15 protein-coding genes are annotated in these 15,561 nt (G+C 62.3%); 1 reads left to right on the top strand and 14 read right to left on the bottom strand.

Going from position 1 to position 15,561, the window contains the following annotated elements; genetic code table 11:
* Positions 1-141 precede the first annotated feature (141 nt).
* The 6 genes from CIT31_RS21420 to CIT31_RS21445 all read right to left on the bottom strand — a co-directional run bounded on the left by CIT31_RS21420 (position 142) and on the right by CIT31_RS21445 (position 3,670).
* On the bottom strand, positions 142-531 hold the full coding sequence (locus CIT31_RS21420) for a hypothetical protein (protein ID WP_065010152.1): 390 nt from the start codon (positions 529-531) through the stop codon (positions 142-144).
* Positions 532-737: 206 nt separating this feature from the next.
* Positions 738-884 carry a hypothetical protein gene (locus CIT31_RS21425; protein WP_029348215.1) on the bottom strand — a complete coding sequence of 49 codons (147 nt, stop codon included), beginning with the start codon at positions 882-884 and terminating at the stop codon, positions 738-740.
* Positions 885-910: 26 nt separating this feature from the next.
* Positions 911-1,165, bottom strand: coding sequence for a GlsB/YeaQ/YmgE family stress response membrane protein (locus CIT31_RS21430; RefSeq protein WP_095520265.1), 255 nt, complete (start codon positions 1,163-1,165; stop codon positions 911-913).
* Positions 1,166-1,270: 105 nt separating this feature from the next.
* Positions 1,271-1,519 (bottom strand): hypothetical protein, encoded by a 249-nt coding sequence (locus CIT31_RS21435; RefSeq protein WP_095520266.1) that lies wholly within the window; start codon positions 1,517-1,519, stop codon positions 1,271-1,273.
* Between the two features lie 51 nt (positions 1,520-1,570).
* A complete protein-coding gene (locus CIT31_RS21440; RefSeq protein ID WP_029348220.1) occupies positions 1,571-2,191 on the bottom strand; it encodes a ribonuclease D in 621 nt (206 codons plus the stop codon).
* Positions 2,192-2,284: 93 nt separating this feature from the next.
* A complete protein-coding gene (locus tag CIT31_RS21445; RefSeq protein ID WP_095520267.1) occupies positions 2,285-3,670 on the bottom strand; it encodes a M20/M25/M40 family metallo-hydrolase in 1,386 nt (461 codons plus the stop codon).
* 402 nt (positions 3,671-4,072) lie between these two features.
* Between CIT31_RS21445 and polA the strand changes: the two genes are divergently transcribed.
* Complete coding sequence (gene polA, locus CIT31_RS21450; protein ID WP_095520268.1) at positions 4,073-7,015, top strand: DNA polymerase I; 2,943 nt, start codon at positions 4,073-4,075, stop codon at positions 7,013-7,015.
* Positions 7,016-7,276: 261 nt separating this feature from the next.
* On the opposite strand, the gene CIT31_RS21455 is transcribed toward polA, so the two are convergent.
* The 8 genes from CIT31_RS21455 to CIT31_RS21490 all read right to left on the bottom strand — a co-directional run bounded on the left by CIT31_RS21455 (position 7,277) and on the right by CIT31_RS21490 (position 15,379).
* Entirely contained in the window at positions 7,277-7,681 is a 405-nt protein-coding gene (locus CIT31_RS21455) for a Fur family transcriptional regulator (protein ID WP_095520340.1), read from the bottom strand.
* Between the two features lie 316 nt (positions 7,682-7,997).
* Positions 7,998-9,044, bottom strand: a complete 1,047-nt coding sequence (gene mgrA, locus CIT31_RS21460; RefSeq protein WP_095520269.1) for an L-glyceraldehyde 3-phosphate reductase — start codon at positions 9,042-9,044, stop codon at positions 7,998-8,000.
* Positions 9,045-9,174: 130 nt separating this feature from the next.
* Positions 9,175-10,317: a Gfo/Idh/MocA family protein gene (locus CIT31_RS21465; RefSeq protein WP_095520270.1), complete on the bottom strand. Its 1,143-nt coding sequence runs from the start codon at positions 10,315-10,317 to the stop codon at positions 9,175-9,177.
* Positions 10,318-10,329: 12 nt separating this feature from the next.
* Positions 10,330-11,076 (bottom strand): sugar phosphate isomerase/epimerase family protein, encoded by a 747-nt coding sequence (locus CIT31_RS21470; RefSeq protein WP_095520271.1) that lies wholly within the window; start codon positions 11,074-11,076, stop codon positions 10,330-10,332.
* Positions 11,077-11,130: 54 nt separating this feature from the next.
* A complete protein-coding gene (locus tag CIT31_RS21475; RefSeq protein ID WP_095520341.1) occupies positions 11,131-12,228 on the bottom strand; it encodes an ABC transporter ATP-binding protein in 1,098 nt (365 codons plus the stop codon).
* A 2-nt stretch (positions 12,229-12,230) separates the two neighbouring features.
* The gene (locus CIT31_RS21480; RefSeq protein ID WP_095520272.1) at positions 12,231-13,166 is read right to left on the bottom strand and encodes a carbohydrate ABC transporter permease; all 936 of its coding nucleotides are present in this window, start codon (positions 13,164-13,166) and stop codon (positions 12,231-12,233) included.
* Positions 13,159-14,052: a carbohydrate ABC transporter permease gene (locus tag CIT31_RS21485; RefSeq protein WP_095520273.1), complete on the bottom strand. Its 894-nt coding sequence runs from the start codon at positions 14,050-14,052 to the stop codon at positions 13,159-13,161. The genes CIT31_RS21480 and CIT31_RS21485 overlap by 8 nt, the downstream gene beginning before the upstream one ends.
* An 88-nt stretch (positions 14,053-14,140) precedes the next feature.
* Positions 14,141-15,379, bottom strand: a complete 1,239-nt coding sequence (locus CIT31_RS21490; RefSeq protein ID WP_095520274.1) for an ABC transporter substrate-binding protein — start codon at positions 15,377-15,379, stop codon at positions 14,141-14,143.
* Positions 15,380-15,561: the final 182 nt, after the last annotated feature.

Genomic DNA, 15,561 nt, shown 5'->3' on the forward strand with positions numbered 1-15,561 from the left:
ATGGCGTCCCTCGCGAGACGGCCTTCTCGTATTTCAGCATCAACCGCTCAGCCACCGTCTCTTGCGTTCGATCGCTGCTCTAAACCGTTGAATCTGCGCATGACCTTGCCACCAAAGTCATTCACCTTGGTGGATCATGCGTTAGTCGATCGCATCACGAACGGAAAGCGCTGCCCAGGATGATTGCATCGTCTCGCCGACATGGCAGTAGCAGACAATTTCGTGGAGCTGATCGTCGGTCAGTTCGAAGAAACGCTTTGCTTCGCCATAAGTGTCGTCTTTCAGCCCCTCATCGCGCAGAATCGGATCCTCGAAGGCAACCGATATTGGCGAGCCTTCGCCACGCATGATTTCGCGCTCCGGCGACGAACGATATTCGGTCCCGATAAGCGCGGTAAGGAGTCGGCTGGGCTGCCGTTCTAGAAGTTTTGACCAACGTTCGAGACGCTGGGTTCGGTCCATTCTAGGAGGTGTTGGGTCTCTGTGTACCTTTGCCACCGCATGCAGTTGGTCCAGTGTTTGGTGCCTCATGGCAACCTCCTAATAGTAGGTGGGTTGGCCCCAAACTCCCTGTACCAAGATCATACCGCGGATGTGTCGATACGTCACTCTTATTCCGTATCCAGGTTGGCTTCTCTCCGGGTGCATCGAAGGATGGAGCGGCCTGCCTTGGCGCTCAATCTTCGACCCCGATGGGGCAGGTCATCGGCACCTTTGCCGCGCCAACCCAACGCCGCTCAGTTCTGCTGGATCGAAATGCCTTTGTCGTCGATCTTGAGTTCCACGCCCTTCGGCCTGGTTTGCTCGCGATAGACATAGACGCCGAGCGCGATGACCACGACGACGAGCGCGCCGATGATGAGATAGAGCATGTTCTGCTTCATGGCGCGCCCTTGATGTGCTTCGAGGATCAGGCCTGCTTCACCAGTTTGATCAGCACGAGCAGGATCACCGCGCCGATCGTGGCGTGGATGATGGAGGCAAATATACCGCCGCCTATGGCGAACCCCATCCTTGGGAAGAGCCAGCCGGCTATTAAGGCACCAACGATGCCGACGACGATATTGCCGACCAGGCCGAGGCCGAAACCCTTGACGATCAGGCCGGCGAGCCAGCCGGCGATGGCACCGATGATGATGAAGACAAGCAGGCCCTCAGTACCCATTGCAGATCCCTCCCGAGCGAATGGTCGCGGAGCAGAGAGCTCCGAATCGACCTCCGATTGCGACATGTCCAACCTATTGGAAAGGAGCCGGCGCCGCCAGCGGCGTCATTCGTCGTCGCCATCCCCGGATGCAGGCCGCCAGCTGATCGGCTTGACCTTCCTTTGCGTATGACCGTCCGTATAGGCCCACCAGCCGGTGTCGTTCTCGTCCCAGTCGCCGCCGGCCGCTTTCAGCCGGTCGAGCGACCGGTACTGCGCGATGGATTCGTTCATCACCCCGTCGCTGTCCTTCCAGTAGACGGTGACCTTGGAGCCATCCTTGGGTGCTGTTTCGATTGGTTTTCTGGCAGCCATTTCATCCCTCCACGGACCGACAGAACGTCGCGGCGAACACCAGGTTCCGCCTTAGCTATGGGCGAAGATGTCTGCCTCATCCCAGCCCATCAGGTCGAGTTTCGCACGCGTCGGCAGGAAGCGGAAGCAGGCTTCGGCCTCCCTGGTCCGGTTGTCGCGCGCAAGCCGCGCTGTCAGCACATCGCGCAGCTGGTGCAGATAGAGCACGTCGGAGGCGGCGTATTCGAGTTGTTCGGGCGATAACGTCTCCGCCGCCCAGTCCGATGACTGCTGCGCTTTCGACAGGCTGACGCCGAGAAGCTCAAAGCAGATGTCCTTCAGCCCGTGCCGGTCGGTATAGGTTCGGGTAAGCCGCGAGGCGATCTTGGTGCAGAACACCGGCTCCGGCATGACGCCGAAGGCGTTGTAGAGGACGGCGAGATCGAAACGGCCGAAATGGAACAGCTTGGTTATGCTGCGGTTCTTGAGCAGGCTGACGAGGTTTGGCGCCTTCTTCTGGCCGGGCGCGATCTGGATGACGTCGGCGGAACCGTCGCCCGGCGAGATCTGCACCACGCAAAGCCGGTCGCGATGCGGATTGAGCCCCAGCGTCTCCGTGTCGATGGCGACCGCCCCGACGTCGTAGTGCAAGAGCCCCGGCAGGTCGTTCTTATGGAAGCGGATATCGCTCATCGTATTCTCCGGTCGCGGCTGGACGCACGTCGCTCTAGCCCGTCCTTGCCGCGATCCGATGAAAAATCAACAGAAAGTTGAATTCTCGCCCCCTCAGCGTGTCAGCGCATCGAGAATGCGCGCCCAGGAGCGCTGGCCCTTGTGGAATGAACTCATCTCGTACTTCTCGTTCGGCGAATGGATGCGGTCATCGTCGAGCCCGAAACCGACCAGCAACGATTCGATACCGAGATAGGTCTGGAAATCGCCGACCACCGGGATCGAGCCCCCGCTTCCCGTCGTCACTGCCGGTTTCGGCCATTCGTCGGACAGCGCGTCCTTGGCCTTGGCGAGAAACGGCGAGTCGTAGGAAAGCTGGATCGCCGGCGAGCCGCCATGCGGGTGGAAATCGACCGAGCAGTCGGCCGGGATGCGCTCCCTGACGAAGGCCTGGAAAGCGGCGCGAATCTTCTGGGGATGCTGCTTGTGAACGAGGCGGAAGGACACTTTTGCCGAGGCTTCCGCCGCGATCACCGTCTTGAACCCCTTGCCGGTATAGCCGCCGACAATGCCGTTGAACTCGGCCGTCGGCCGCGCCCAGGTGAGTTCGAGCACCGAGCGCCCCTGTTCGCCGGACGGAATCGACAGGCCGACAGGCCCAAGGAATGTCTCGGCGGTTTCGCCGAGCGCCTCCCATGACTTCAGGATCTGCGAAGGCGTCTCCTCGACGCCGTCATAGAACCCCGGAATGGTGACATGGCCGTCCTCGTCGTGGATGTCGGCCAATATCCTGGCCAGGATGCGGATTGGATTGGCAGCAGCACCGCCATAGAGACCGGAATGCAGGTCGCGGTCGGCGGCCTTCACCGTGATCTCCTCGCCGACCAGCCCGCGCAGCGCGACGCAGATGGACGGCGTATCGCGGTCCCACATGCCAGTGTCGCAGACAAGCGCAAAGTCGGCCTTGAGTTCGGCCGCATTTGCCTCGAGGAACGGCTTCAGCGATGGCGAACCGGACTCCTCCTCGCCTTCGAACAGGATCGTGATGCGGCACGGCAGCCCGCCATGCACCTGCTTCCAGGCGCGGCAAGCCTCAACGAAGGTCATCAGCTGCCCCTTGTCGTCGGCCGAACCACGTCCCGTGATCACCTGGTGGCCGGGCTCGATCTCCTTCACCGAAGGCGCGAACGGGTCGGTTTCCCAGAGCTCGATCGGATCGACCGGCTGCACGTCGTAATGGCCATAGAACAGGACATGCGGTGCGCCCGCCGGCCCGTCATGGTGCGCCACCACCATCGGATGACCTGCCGTGTCACGCACGCTGGCGTCGAAGCCTATCCGCTTGAGCTCCGCCACCAGCCATTCCGCCGCCTTGCGGCAATCGGCGGCATAGCTCGGATCGGTCGAGATCGACTTGATCCTGAGCAGGCCAAACAGGCGTTCCAGGCTCTCGTCGAGGTTTTTGTCGAGACGATCGAGGACGGGAGAAATTCTGGACATTTTTATCAAGCCTTTCGATTCTGAGCAGCAACCCTAAAGCCGCAAGGCAGAAACGAAAAGCCGGCCGTCGTTGGACCACGGGCGTCGAAAGGCAAAAAAATGCCGCCGTGGTGGAGGGGAACCACGGCGGCCTTTACTCGAAACGATGCGGCAGCCCGGAGAGGGGGGATAGGCTGCCGCAAGTGTCCGGGATAGGCGGGGGACGGGCCTTGCTCCGGACCTCGGCGAAAAATGCCGATGGCGCTTATCTGTGTCTCCGAACGTGGCGATTCAAGGGCACGAAGATTACACTTTCGTAACATACCCGTGATCGGATCGACTGTCAGGGATGTTGCCGGAACCGGCGGTTGAGGCCGCCTTTGGCATGGACCCCGACGCTGCGCCGCGCTATCCCTTCGTCCCATGAAAAAAGGCGATCATCTCTTCCTTGTCGACGGTTCCGGCTACATCTTCCGTGCCTATCACGCGCTACCGCCGCTGACCCGCAAATCCGACGGGCTGCCGACTAGTGCCGTGCTCGGCTTCTGCAACATGGTCTGGAAGCTGACGCAGGACGCCCGCAACACCGATGTCGGCATCGTGCCGACGCATTTCGCCGTCATCTTCGACTATTCGTCGAAAACCTTCCGCAGCGATCTCTACCCCGAATACAAGGCCAACCGCTCGGCCCCGCCGGAAGACCTGATCCCGCAATTCGGCCTGATCCGCCAGGCAACCCGGGCCTTCAACCTGCCCTGCCTCGAGACAGAAGGCTACGAAGCCGACGACCTGATCGCCACCTATTGCCGGCTTGCCTGCGAAGCCGGCGCCGACACCACCATCATCTCTTCCGACAAGGATCTGATGCAACTGGTCGGCCCGACGGTCGCTATGTACGACCCGATGAAGGACCGCCAGATCGGCGTTCCCGAGGTGATCGAAAAATGGGGCGTGCCGCCGGAAAAGATGATCGACCTGCAGGCGCTGACCGGCGACTCGGTCGACAATGTGCCGGGCGTGCCCGGCATCGGTCCGAAGACGGCGGCGCAGTTGCTCGAACAGTTCGGCGATCTCGACGCGCTGCTCGCCCGCGCCGGCGAGATCAAGCAGGACAAGCGGCGCGAATCGATCATCGCCAATGCCGACAAGGCGCGCATTTCGCGTGAGCTGGTGACGCTGAAGAACGACGTTCCGGTGAGCGAGGGGCTCGACCAATTCGTTTTGCAGGCGCCCGACGGTCCCAGGCTGATCGGCTTCCTCAAGACCATGGAATTCACCTCGCTGACCCGCCGTGTGGCCGAAGCGACGGGAACCGATCCAGGCGACGTCGCGGCCACCGCCGTTACGATAGAGCGGGCCGATACGGCACATGGCCCCGACATGGGCTTTGGCGCGCCGGCGGCTGCCGAGAACATACCTGCGCCGTCCGACGAGGCTCCCGCCGAAGCCGCCAAGCAAGGCGATACGCCTTCTTTGCTTTCGGCGCTTCGCCTGGAGGCTGCGACCGCCCGCAAGATCGACACCGGCGCATACGTCTCCATCCGTGATGCCGCGACGCTGAGGGCCTGGATCGCCGAGGCGATGGAGACAGGCATCGTCGCCTTCGATATCGAGGCCTCCTCGCCCGATCCGATGCAGGCCGAACTGATCGGCCTCTCCATGGCCACCGCGCCCGGTCGCGCGGCCTATGTGCCGCTCGCCCACAAAAGCGGCAACGGCGACCTGCTCGGCGGCGGAGTGGTCGAAAACCAGATCCCGATCCGTGAGGCGCTTGGCATCCTGAAGCCGTTGCTGGAGGACAAGTCGGTTCTCAAGATCGTGCAGGAGCTGAAATACGATCTCGTCGTCATGAGCCGCCACGGCATCGATGTCGCCCCGTTCGACGACACCATGCTGATCTCCTACGTGCTCGACGCAGGCACGTCCGGCGGCCACGGCATGGCGGCTCTGTCGGAAAAGTGGCTCGGCCACTCTCCCATTGCCCTCAAGGATCTGGCCGGCTCTGGAAGAAGCTTCGTCGGCTTCGACCAGGTCGACATCGACAAGGCAACGGCCTATGCCGCGGAGCACGCCGATGTGACGCTCAGGCTCTGGCGGGTGCTGAAGCCACGGCTTGCCGCCAAGGGCCTCGTCTCGGTCTACGAGCGGCTGGAACGGCCGCTGGTGCCGGTTCTGGCAAGGATGGAGCAGCGCGGCATCTCCGTCGACCGGCAGATCCTGTCGCGGCTGTCCGGCGAGCTGGCACAGGGCGCCGCGCGGCTGGAGGACGAAATCTACCAGCTCGTCGGCGAGCGCATCAATATCGGCTCGCCAAAGCAGCTCGGCGACATCCTGTTCGGCAGGATGGGCCTGCCCGGCGGCTCCAAGACCAAGACCGGCCAATGGTCGACCTCGGCGCAGCTTCTGGAAGACCTCGCCGCCGAAGGCCACGAGCTGCCGCGCAAGATCGTCGACTGGCGCCAGCTGACCAAATTGAAATCGACCTATACCGATGCGCTGCCCGGTTTCGTCCATCCCGATACCAAGCGCGTCCACACCTCATACGCGCTTGCCGCAACGACGACGGGACGGCTGTCGTCCTCCGATCCCAATCTGCAGAACATTCCGGTACGCACCGTCGAGGGGCGAAAGATCCGGACGGCCTTCATCGCCGACAAGGGCAACAAGCTGGTTTCCGCCGACTACAGCCAGATCGAGCTGCGTGTGCTCGCCCATGTCGCCGAGATCCCACAGCTCAAGCAGGCGTTTGCCGACGGCGCCGACATCCACGCCATCACCGCCTCGGAGATGTTCAACGTGCCGGTCGAGGGCATGCCCGCGGAGATACGCCGCCGCGCCAAGGCGATCAATTTTGGCATCATCTACGGCATTTCCGCCTTTGGCCTGGCCAACCAGCTGTCGATCCCGCGCGAAGAGGCCGGCGCCTATATCAAGAAATACTTCGAACGCTTCCCCGGCATCCGCGATTATATCGACGCGACCAAGGCCTATGCCCGCGAATACGGCTATGTCGAAACCATCTTCGGCCGCCGCATCCATTACCCGGAGATACGGTCGTCAAACCCGTCAGTCCGTGCCTTCAACGAGCGCGCCTCGATCAACGCCCGGCTGCAGGGCACCGCGGCCGACATCATCCGCCGCGCCATGATCCGCATGGACGATGCACTGGAAAAGGCGAAGCTGTCCGCCCGCATGCTGCTGCAAGTGCATGACGAACTGGTCTTCGAGACGGTCGAAGCGGAGGTCGAGGCGACCATCCCCGTCGTGCGCCATGTCATGGAGAACGCCGCGATGCCAGCGGTGTCGATGTCAGTGCCGCTGCACGTCGACGCCCGCGCCGCCGACAATTGGGAAGAGGCGCATTAACGTCCGGACGTCCGCGGCCGACCAATTGCGATCTGTAGCGATCCTTCGCGCCCCCCTCTGTCCTGCCCTCTTTGCCAAAACTTGACATCTCCCCCACATGGGGGAGATCGGCCGTTATCCCGGCTTTCGCCAATCTCCAACGGAGCAAGATGGTTGCAGCGCCGAAGCTGCCAATCTCCCCCTCGTGGGGGAGATGTCCGGCAGGACAGATGGGGGCGCTTCCCTCCGGCATCCACCGTTATGTCGCGGCATAACAGGCCTTTAAGCCGCCTCAGCTCGGCATTTCGCGCAGGTACCACGAAACTCGATCACCGCCTTCTTGGCGGCGAAGCCGGTCGAGCGCACCCATTCGTCGAGCCGGTGTCCGACTTCATGGTCGGAAAATTCGGTCACCTGCCCGCATGTATCGCAGATGGCAAAGGCAGCCATCGAATGGCTGTGGTCGTGCGGCTCGGCGCAGGCGACGAAGGAATTGAGGCTTTCGAGCCGGTGCACGAAGCCGGACTTCACCAGCGTGTCGAGCGCGCGATAGACCTGCAGCGGGGCGCGAAAACCCCGCTCGCGCAGCTGGTCGAGCAGCGTATAGGCGCTGAGCGGCCCGCTGGCGGCCTCGAGTTTCTCGAGCACGCACAGCTGGTTTTTCGTCAGCACATCCCTTGCCGCCATGGTCCTGTTCCAACCCGTCTTGCGCCGCCCGCACATCATTTCCGCATGCAAGCGGCTTCAATCCTCTCCAGATAGCGACGAACGGGTCTTTTTGCTACTGTTTCAATGCCTGCGCTGCCCCTCATTGCCCTGCCGGGCATTTCTCCCCGTATAGTGACGGGGAGAAAGGGCTTGGCCGCAACCTTGGCTCCCCTTTCTACAGCCGCCTGTGATTGGCGAAATCCTTTGTGGAGACGTCCTTCTCCCCGTCTCTAAACGGAGAGAAGTGCCCGGCAAGCGATGAGGGGCAGCGCCAACCTGACGCGGTTGCCCTGAGTCACTTGCGAGGCGGACCGTTGCGCTCGGCGGAGGCGGCCCACAGATTGATGTCGGCCTCGCGTGCGTAGGCGTCGATTTCGGCGAGCTCGGCATCGCTGAAATCGAGCGCCTTCAGCGCGCCGACGCAATCCTCGACCTGTTCCGGCCGGCTGGCGCCGATCAGCGCCGAGGTCACCCGGCCCTTGCGCAGCACCCAGGCCAGCGCCATCTGCGCCAGCGTCTGGCCGCGTCGGCCGGCTATGGCGTTCAGCGCCTTGATGTTGGCGATGGTCTTGTCGTTGATGAAGGCCGGCCGCAGCGACTTGCCCTGGCTGGCGCGGCTGCCGTCAGGGATGCCGCCGAGATATTTGTCGGTCAGCATGCCTTGCGCCAGCGGCGTGAACACGATCGAGCCGACGCCGAGCCCCTCCAGCGTGTCGAGCAGACCATCGTCCTCGACCCAGCGGTTGAGCATCGAATAGCTCGGCTGATGGATGACGCAAGGCGTGCCGAGCTGCTTCAATATGTCGGCGGCCTCGCGCGTGCGCTGCGAATTGTAGGAGGAGATGCCGGCATAAAGCGCCTTGCCCGAGCGCACCGCGTGATCGAGCGCACCCATCGTTTCTTCCAGCGGCGTTTCGGGATCGAAGCGGTGCGAATAGAAGATGTCGACATAGTCGAGCCGCATCCGCTTCAGGCTCTGGTCGAGACTGGCCAGCACATATTTGCGCCCGCCCCATTCGCCATACGGTCCGGCCCACATCTCGTAGCCGGCCTTGGTCGAGATGATCAGCTCGTCGCGATAGGCCGAAAAATCCGTCCGCAGGATTTCGCCAAAAGCCGTCTCCGCCGAACCGGGCGGCGGGCCGTAATTGTTGGCGAGGTCGAAATGTGTGATGCCGAGATCGAAAGCCTTGCGCGCGATCGCCTGCTTGGTCCGGTGCGGCGTGTCGTCACCGAAATTGTGCCAGAGCCCGAGCGAGATTGCCGGCAATTTCAGGCCGGATCGCCCGCAGCGATTGTAGACCATGTTCTCGTAGCGGTTTTCGGCGGGCACATAGGGCATGGGAGATCCTCAAATCAAAAGCGAGCCAGGCAGCTGCCACCGCGAAAAGGGTGAGTCGGCCCTGCCTCTCACCCTTAGCCTCTCTCGGTTTCTATGAGGAGAGGGTTCGACGTGTCACTGAAGCCCGCACCTATTTCTTCTTCGCCAACAGCCCTTCGGCGTCTTTGACGCCCAGTGCCGCAGGCCGTTCGCAGGTGGTCTGCATGGCAACAAACTTTCCGCTCGCGCCCGACCGCAGCATGCCGGTCATCACATCGACGGCATGCAGCGCCAGTTCCATCGAGCAGCGATGCGGCCGGCCTTCCACGATCGCCAGCGCCATGTCGGCGAGACCGGCGGTGCGGTAATTGGCCATCATGCCGTGCGAATGCATCTGGTTGGCCACGCCGAACGGATGCTTCCACTTTGGCAGCTTCTTGACCGGCTTGGCGCCGTTGGTGAAGCGAACGTCGCCGCCGAAGAAATTCGGATCCGGCAAAAACACCGTCCCCAATTCGCCGTAGAGTTCCATCGGCGCATGGCCATGGCTCCACACGTCCCAGCTGGTATTGAGCGTCACCACGGCGCCATTCTCGAACTCCATCACGCCGTGGATCGTCGTCGGCGTGGCGACCAGGACTTTTTCGCCCGCGCGCGGCTTCGAACTGATCGTGCGTTCGGTCGAGGGGATCGACGCGAACGCCGCCACCTGCTTCACCGGCCCGATCAGCTGGATCAGATTGGTGATATAGTAGGGTCCGATGTCGAGCACCGGACCAGCGCCAGGCTGGAAGAAGAAGTCCGGATTGGGGTGCCAATGCTCCATCCCATGGTTCATCACGTGGCATGTGCCGCTGGTGATCTTGCCGAGCTTGCCGGTGTCGATCAGGTTGCGGACAAGCTGGTGCGCGCCACCGAGGAAAGTGTCCGGCGCCGAGCCTATGCGCAGTCCGTCTTTCTCCGCCAGTTTCTTCAGGTCCAGCCCTTCCTTGACCGACAGCACGAACGGCTTTTCCGAATAGACGTGCTTGCCGGCATCGAGGATCTGTTTCGACACCTCATAGTGCACCGCCGGAACGGTGAGGTTGACGATGATGTCGATGTCGCCCGCCTTGAGCAGCCCTTCGACTGTCGCGGCGCGCAGCTTGAACTCCTTCGCCCGCGCCTTGGCTGCATCCATGTCGATATCCGCGCAGGCGCGCATCTCCATGCCGCGAAACAGCGGCGCCAGGGAAAAATACGCCTTCGAGATGTTGCCGCAGCCGATGACGCCGACCCCAAGTTTTTTTGCCATGCTGGTCTGCTCCTAATAGGTCTTGGCGGCGGCGATCGAGCGGCGGGCGAAGCGCTCGATGTCGTTGGGGTTGTCGTGTTCCACGACGTAGTATTTGGCGACGCTCTCGGCGCGCAGCGCCTGGATCAGACCGGCCCAGTCGATCGTGCCATGGCCGACATCCGACCAGCCGTCCTCGTTGAGGCCCTCGCCGGGCTTGGCGATGTCCTTGACATGGACGGCGGCGATGCGTTTGCCATGCTTCTCGATCCAGGACAGCGGATCGTCGCCGCCGCGCACCACCCAGGCGACGTCCATCTCCCAGCCGATGTCGGGCGCTGCCGCCAGGACATGGTCCTGCGGCACCGAACCGTCGGCAAGCTTCTTGAACTCGAAATCATGGTTGTGCCAGGCAAAGCCGTAGCCGGCCTTTTCGGCCGTCTCGCCGACCTTGGCCAGGCGTTCGCCGAAGCCGCGCCAGCCGGCCGTGTCGGTCGGCCTGCTCTCGGCGACCAGATAGGGGCAGATGAGCAGCGTGATGCCGAGCGCGTCGGCGATTTTGCGCACGCCGTCAAAATCGTTCTCGAGCGCATCGATCGAGAAATGGCCGGTCGGCATGGCGAGGCCGTTCTTGTCGAGTTCGGCACGAAATGCCCCGGGGTCGTCATAGACGCCGCCGAACCCTTCGACTTGCGCGTAGCCGAGCTCGCCCAGCATCTTGAGCACCGCTTCCCAAGGTTGGAAGTTGCGGGCGCTGTAAAGTTGGAATGACCAATTCATCGTCTCTGTCCGTTCTCTGGGATGGATGGGCTTGAGGGTGAAAATCTCGGGGTATTACAGGCGGGTGCCGCTGGCAGCGTCGAACAGCGAAGCGCGCATCGGGTCAAAACCGATGCTCACCGTGTCGGCGTTGTTTGGCGTGCGCTCGGATGTCACCCGCACGGTGAAATTCTGATTTGCGAGCTTCAGCCAGACCAGCGTGTCGGAACCCATGGGTTCGACGACCACGACATTTGCCGTGGCTGTGAACGGCCATCCGGAGCCGCTGTTGAACGCGACATGCTCGGGCCGGATACCGAACACCGCCGCTCCCGGCACCGGCTCCTTTTCGAAAGCGTAGGTGGCAAGCGGGATCCGCACATCCTCGGCGGCGAAGTGCCAGTTGCCATCGTCCTTCTCGAGCCGGCCGTCGAGGAAATTCATCGCCGGCGAGCCGAGGAAGCCGGCGACGAAACGGTTGACCGGGCGATTGTAGATGGTCTGCGGGGCGTCGAGCTGCTGGATGACGCCGCCCTTCATCACCGCGATGCGGTCGGCCAGCGTCATCGCCTCGATCTGGTCGTGGGTGACATAGATCATGGTGTTCTGCAGCTTGCTGTGCAGCAGTTTGATTTCGACACGCAGCTCGGCGCGCAGCTTGGCGTCGAGATTGGAGAGCGGCTCATCGAACAGGAAGACGTCGACGTCGCGCACCAGCGCCCGCCCGATCGCCACACGCTGGCGCTGGCCGCCCGAAAGCGCCGACGGCTTGCGTTGCAGCAATGGCTCGATCTGCAGGATCTCGGCGGCCCGCGCGATGCGCCTGGCGATCTCGTCCTTGGGAATGCCGGCGACGCGCAGCCCGAAGGACAGGTTCTTCTCCACCGTCATCTGCGGGTAGAGCGCGTAGGACTGGAACACCATGCCGATGCCACGGTCCTTGGGCTCCTCCCAGGTGACGTTCTTGCCCTTGATGAAGATGCGGCCGTCCGAAACGTCGAGCAGGCCGGCGATGCAGTTGAGCAAGGTCGACTTGCCGCAGCCGGACGGCCCGAGCAGCACGATGAACTCGCCCTCGGCGACATCGATGTTGAGGGTTTCCAGCACCGAAATTGCGCCGAAATTCAGCGACAGGTCCTGGATCGAAACGCTGGGATTTTCGAGTCGTGTCATCATCATCCTTTCACCGCGCCGGCGGCGATGCCACGCACGAAAAGCTTGCCGGAAATGAAGTAGACGACGAGCGGTACGAGGCCGGTCAGGATGGTGGCGGCCATATTGACGTTGTATTCCTTCACGCCTTGCACCGAGTTGACGATGTTGTTGAGCTGCACCGTCATCGGATAGGTGTCGGGGCGGGTGTAGACGACGCCGAACAGGAAGTCGTTCCAGATGCCGGTCACCTGCAGGATGATGGCGACGACGAAGATCGGCAGCGACATCGGCAGCATGATGCGGAAATAGATGCCCCAGAAGCCGGCGCCGTCGACGCGCGCCGCGCGGAACAGTTCCTCCGGCATCGAAGAGAAGTAATTGCGGAACAACAGCGTCAGGATCGGCATGCCGAAAATGGAATGGACGATCACCAGGCCGCTCAGGCTGCCGTAGAGGCCGATCTCGCGCAGGATGATGACGATCGGATAGATCATCACCTGATAGGGGATGAAGGCGCCGACGATCAGGATGACGAAGAAAGTATCGGCGCCCTTGAAGCGCCAGTTGGCAAGCGCGTAGCCGTTCACCGATGCGATGGCGATCGACAGGACGACCGACGGAACGGTGATGCGCACCGAGTTCCAGAAGCCGCGCGAGAGCCCGTCGCAGTTGAGGCCGGTGCAGGCGCTGGACCAGGCCTTCACCCAAGGCTCGAAGGTGATCTCGAGCGGCGGCGAGAAGATGTTGCCGAGGCGTATCTCCGGCATGCCCTTGAGCGAGGTCACCACCATCACATAGAGCGGCAGCAGATAATACAGCGCCACCACGATGAGCGTGCCGTAGAGGAATATGTTGCGGCGCGAGAACACATGCCGCGGCTTGGGCCCTCGCGGCCCGGATGCGTCAAGCCCGATAGAGCCCGTAGCGGCAGGCAGGGGAACGGCAAGGTCAGCCACGCTTCTTGCCTCCGAATTCGAGATAGGCCCAGGGAACGATGACGACCACCACCGACAGCAGCATCATGGTCGAGGCAGCAAAACCCTGGCCGAGGTTCTGGGCGAAAAACATGTAGTCATAGACATATTTGGCCGGCACTTCGGAGGCGATGCCGGGACCGCCGCTGGTCTGCGCGACAACCAGGTCATAGACCTTGACGATGCCGGCGGCGATGATGACGAGCGAGGTGATGAAGACCGGTCGCATCATCGGGATGATGATGAAGAGATAGGTCTTCAACGTGGGTATCCCATCCACCCGCGCGGCCTTCCAGATATCCTCGTCGATGCCGCGCAGGCCCGCCAGCATCAGGCACATGATGAGCCCGGTGCCTTGCCAAAGCGCGGCGATCAATATGCCGTAGATGACGATGTTGGAATTGTAGAGCGGATCGAAATTGAAGCTTTCCCAGCCCAGGCCGCGCACCACCCCCTGGATTCCGAACTCCGGGTTGAGCAGCCATTGCCAGACAAGACCGGTGACGATGAAGGAAAGCGCGAAGGGGTAGAGGAAGATAGTGCGGAACGTGTCTTCGAAGCGGATCTTCTGATCGAGCAACGCCGCCAGCATGAAGCCGATGACGAGAGAGAACACCAGCGACAGCACGCCGTAGACCAGGAGGTTCTCAACCGAGACCAGCCAACGCGGCGTCGACCACAGCCGATAATACTGATCGAGCCCGACGAAGTTCAGCCGCGGCAGGAGCTTCGAATTGGTGAAGGAATAGAGCACCGTCCACGCGCTGCCGCCGACGAAGATCACCAGTGCGGTGAGGACCATCGGAATAGAGGCGACCTTGGCGTTGAGGTTGCGGAAGAGTTGATTGGGGCGTTCGCTCTTGCTCATCTGCACAGCCGTCGGGTAAGGGCGGAAGACTTGACCCGGAGCTCCCGGCCCCGCGGTCGCGGGCCGGGAGCGAGCGGTTCGTCGACCGTCAGTCCGCTGAGGCGACGATGTCGGCGAAGCGCTTCTGTGCCTCTTCCACGGTCATGTCAGGCTTGGCGAAGAACTCGGAGAAAAGGTCCTCCTTCTGCTTTTGGGTGTCCTGTGACAGCAGCTGGTCCGTCCAGGGCATGACGCTGCCCTTGGCCAGGATGTCGAGCCCTTTCTTCATGCAGTCGTTCGCCGCCTTGAGGTCGATATCGCCGCGCACCGGCAGCGAACCCTTCTTGAGGTTGAAGGCGACCTGCGTCTTGGGATCGAGCAGCGCTTCGGCCAGCGCTTCCTGCGCCTTGGACTTTTCAGCGTCCTGCAGCAGCGGGAAGTAGAAGGCATCGCCCCCGGTGGCGATGACCTCGTTCAGGCCAAGACCGGGAAGACACGTATAGTCCTTTCCGGCGGTCTGGCCGGCAACCTGGAACTCGCCCTGCGCCCAGTCGCCCATGATCTGGCCGCCGGCCTTGCCGGAGATGACGAGATTGGTGGCCTGGTTCCAGTCCTGCACATTGGTGTTCTTCGCCATCTTGCGGGCATCGTCCGCGGCCTTGAATACCTTGGCGACCTCGGGTCCGGCGGCGAATTCCGCGTCCTTGTCGCGATAGACCTTCAAGAAAGTGTCCGTGCCGCCGACCGCCGTAAGCAGCACGTCGAAAGCCCCGGAGGATTGCCAGGGCTGCCCGCCGACCGCCAGCGGTATGATGCCTGCCTTCTCCAGCGCAGGGGCGGCTGCAACATACTCATTCCAATTCTTCGGTACCGGCACACCGGCCTTTTCGAAGGCCGCGTTCGACAGCCACAGCCACTGCCATGAGTGAATGTTGACCGGCACGCAATAGATCTTGCCGTCTAGGGTACAGCCGTCGAGCAGGCTCTTCGGCTGTACGATTTCCGCCCACTTGTCCCTGGCGGCGAGATCGGTCAAGTCGCGCATCAGACCGGCCTGCACCAGTTCTTCCGCTTGCCGGCCGTGGTTGAATTGGGTGGCGCCCATAGGGTCGCCGCCAGTGATGCGGCTGATCATGATCGGCCGCGCCGTGCCGCCGGAACCGGCGATAGCGCCGTCGACCCAATGATTGCCTGTCGCGTCGAACGCCTTGGCGAATTCGGCGACCGCCGCCGCCTCGCCGCCCGAAGTCCACCAATGGGTGACTTCCAGATCCGTTGCTGCCGCCGGGCCGGCGAAAGGCAGCGCGGTTGTCACTGCCAACGCAGCGGTCATGAATTGGTATCGCATTTCGGCTCCTCCCAGAATCTGAAACGTTACAGATTTTCGATACGGCAATTGCTTGGGGTGCGCAACCCCGGAATAGGAACCGGTCCCAATATTTTTTTGAGGCGCGAACAAATTCTGTTAGCTGCTGCACTGCAACAGGTAGGTTGAGCTGCAATAATGGTGTCGCACGCATGAAATTAGGC

Source organism: Mesorhizobium wenxiniae, assembly GCF_002284535.1.
Taxonomy (GTDB): domain Bacteria; phylum Pseudomonadota; class Alphaproteobacteria; order Rhizobiales; family Rhizobiaceae; genus Mesorhizobium; species Mesorhizobium wenxiniae.

Excerpts from the sequence above, each read along its gene's own strand:
- CIT31_RS21465 (WP_095520270.1), bottom strand. The coding sequence starts at position 10,317 with ATGGCAAAAAAACTTGGGGTCGGCGTCATCGGCTGCGGCAACATCTCG.
- mgrA (WP_095520269.1), bottom strand. The coding sequence starts at position 9,044 with ATGCCCTATGTGCCCGCCGAAAACCGCTACGAGAACATGGTCTACAAT.
- polA (WP_095520268.1), top strand. The coding sequence starts at position 4,073 with ATGAAAAAAGGCGATCATCTCTTCCTTGTCGACGGTTCCGGCTACATC.
- CIT31_RS21435 (WP_095520266.1), bottom strand. The coding sequence starts at position 1,519 with ATGGCTGCCAGAAAACCAATCGAAACAGCACCCAAGGATGGCTCCAAG.
- CIT31_RS21440 (WP_029348220.1), bottom strand. The coding sequence starts at position 2,191 with ATGAGCGATATCCGCTTCCATAAGAACGACCTGCCGGGGCTCTTGCAC.
- CIT31_RS21425 (WP_029348215.1), bottom strand. The coding sequence starts at position 884 with ATGAAGCAGAACATGCTCTATCTCATCATCGGCGCGCTCGTCGTCGTG.
- CIT31_RS21475 (WP_095520341.1), bottom strand. The coding sequence starts at position 12,228 with ATGACACGACTCGAAAATCCCAGCGTTTCGATCCAGGACCTGTCGCTG.
- CIT31_RS21420 (WP_065010152.1), bottom strand. The coding sequence starts at position 531 with ATGAGGCACCAAACACTGGACCAACTGCATGCGGTGGCAAAGGTACAC.
- CIT31_RS21455 (WP_095520340.1), bottom strand. The coding sequence starts at position 7,681 with ATGGCGGCAAGGGATGTGCTGACGAAAAACCAGCTGTGCGTGCTCGAG.
- CIT31_RS21430 (WP_095520265.1), bottom strand. The coding sequence starts at position 1,165 with ATGGGTACTGAGGGCCTGCTTGTCTTCATCATCATCGGTGCCATCGCC.
- CIT31_RS21470 (WP_095520271.1), bottom strand. The coding sequence starts at position 11,076 with ATGAATTGGTCATTCCAACTTTACAGCGCCCGCAACTTCCAACCTTGG.
- CIT31_RS21485 (WP_095520273.1), bottom strand. The coding sequence starts at position 14,052 with ATGAGCAAGAGCGAACGCCCCAATCAACTCTTCCGCAACCTCAACGCC.
- CIT31_RS21445 (WP_095520267.1), bottom strand. The coding sequence starts at position 3,670 with ATGTCCAGAATTTCTCCCGTCCTCGATCGTCTCGACAAAAACCTCGAC.
- CIT31_RS21490 (WP_095520274.1), bottom strand. The coding sequence starts at position 15,379 with ATGCGATACCAATTCATGACCGCTGCGTTGGCAGTGACAACCGCGCTG.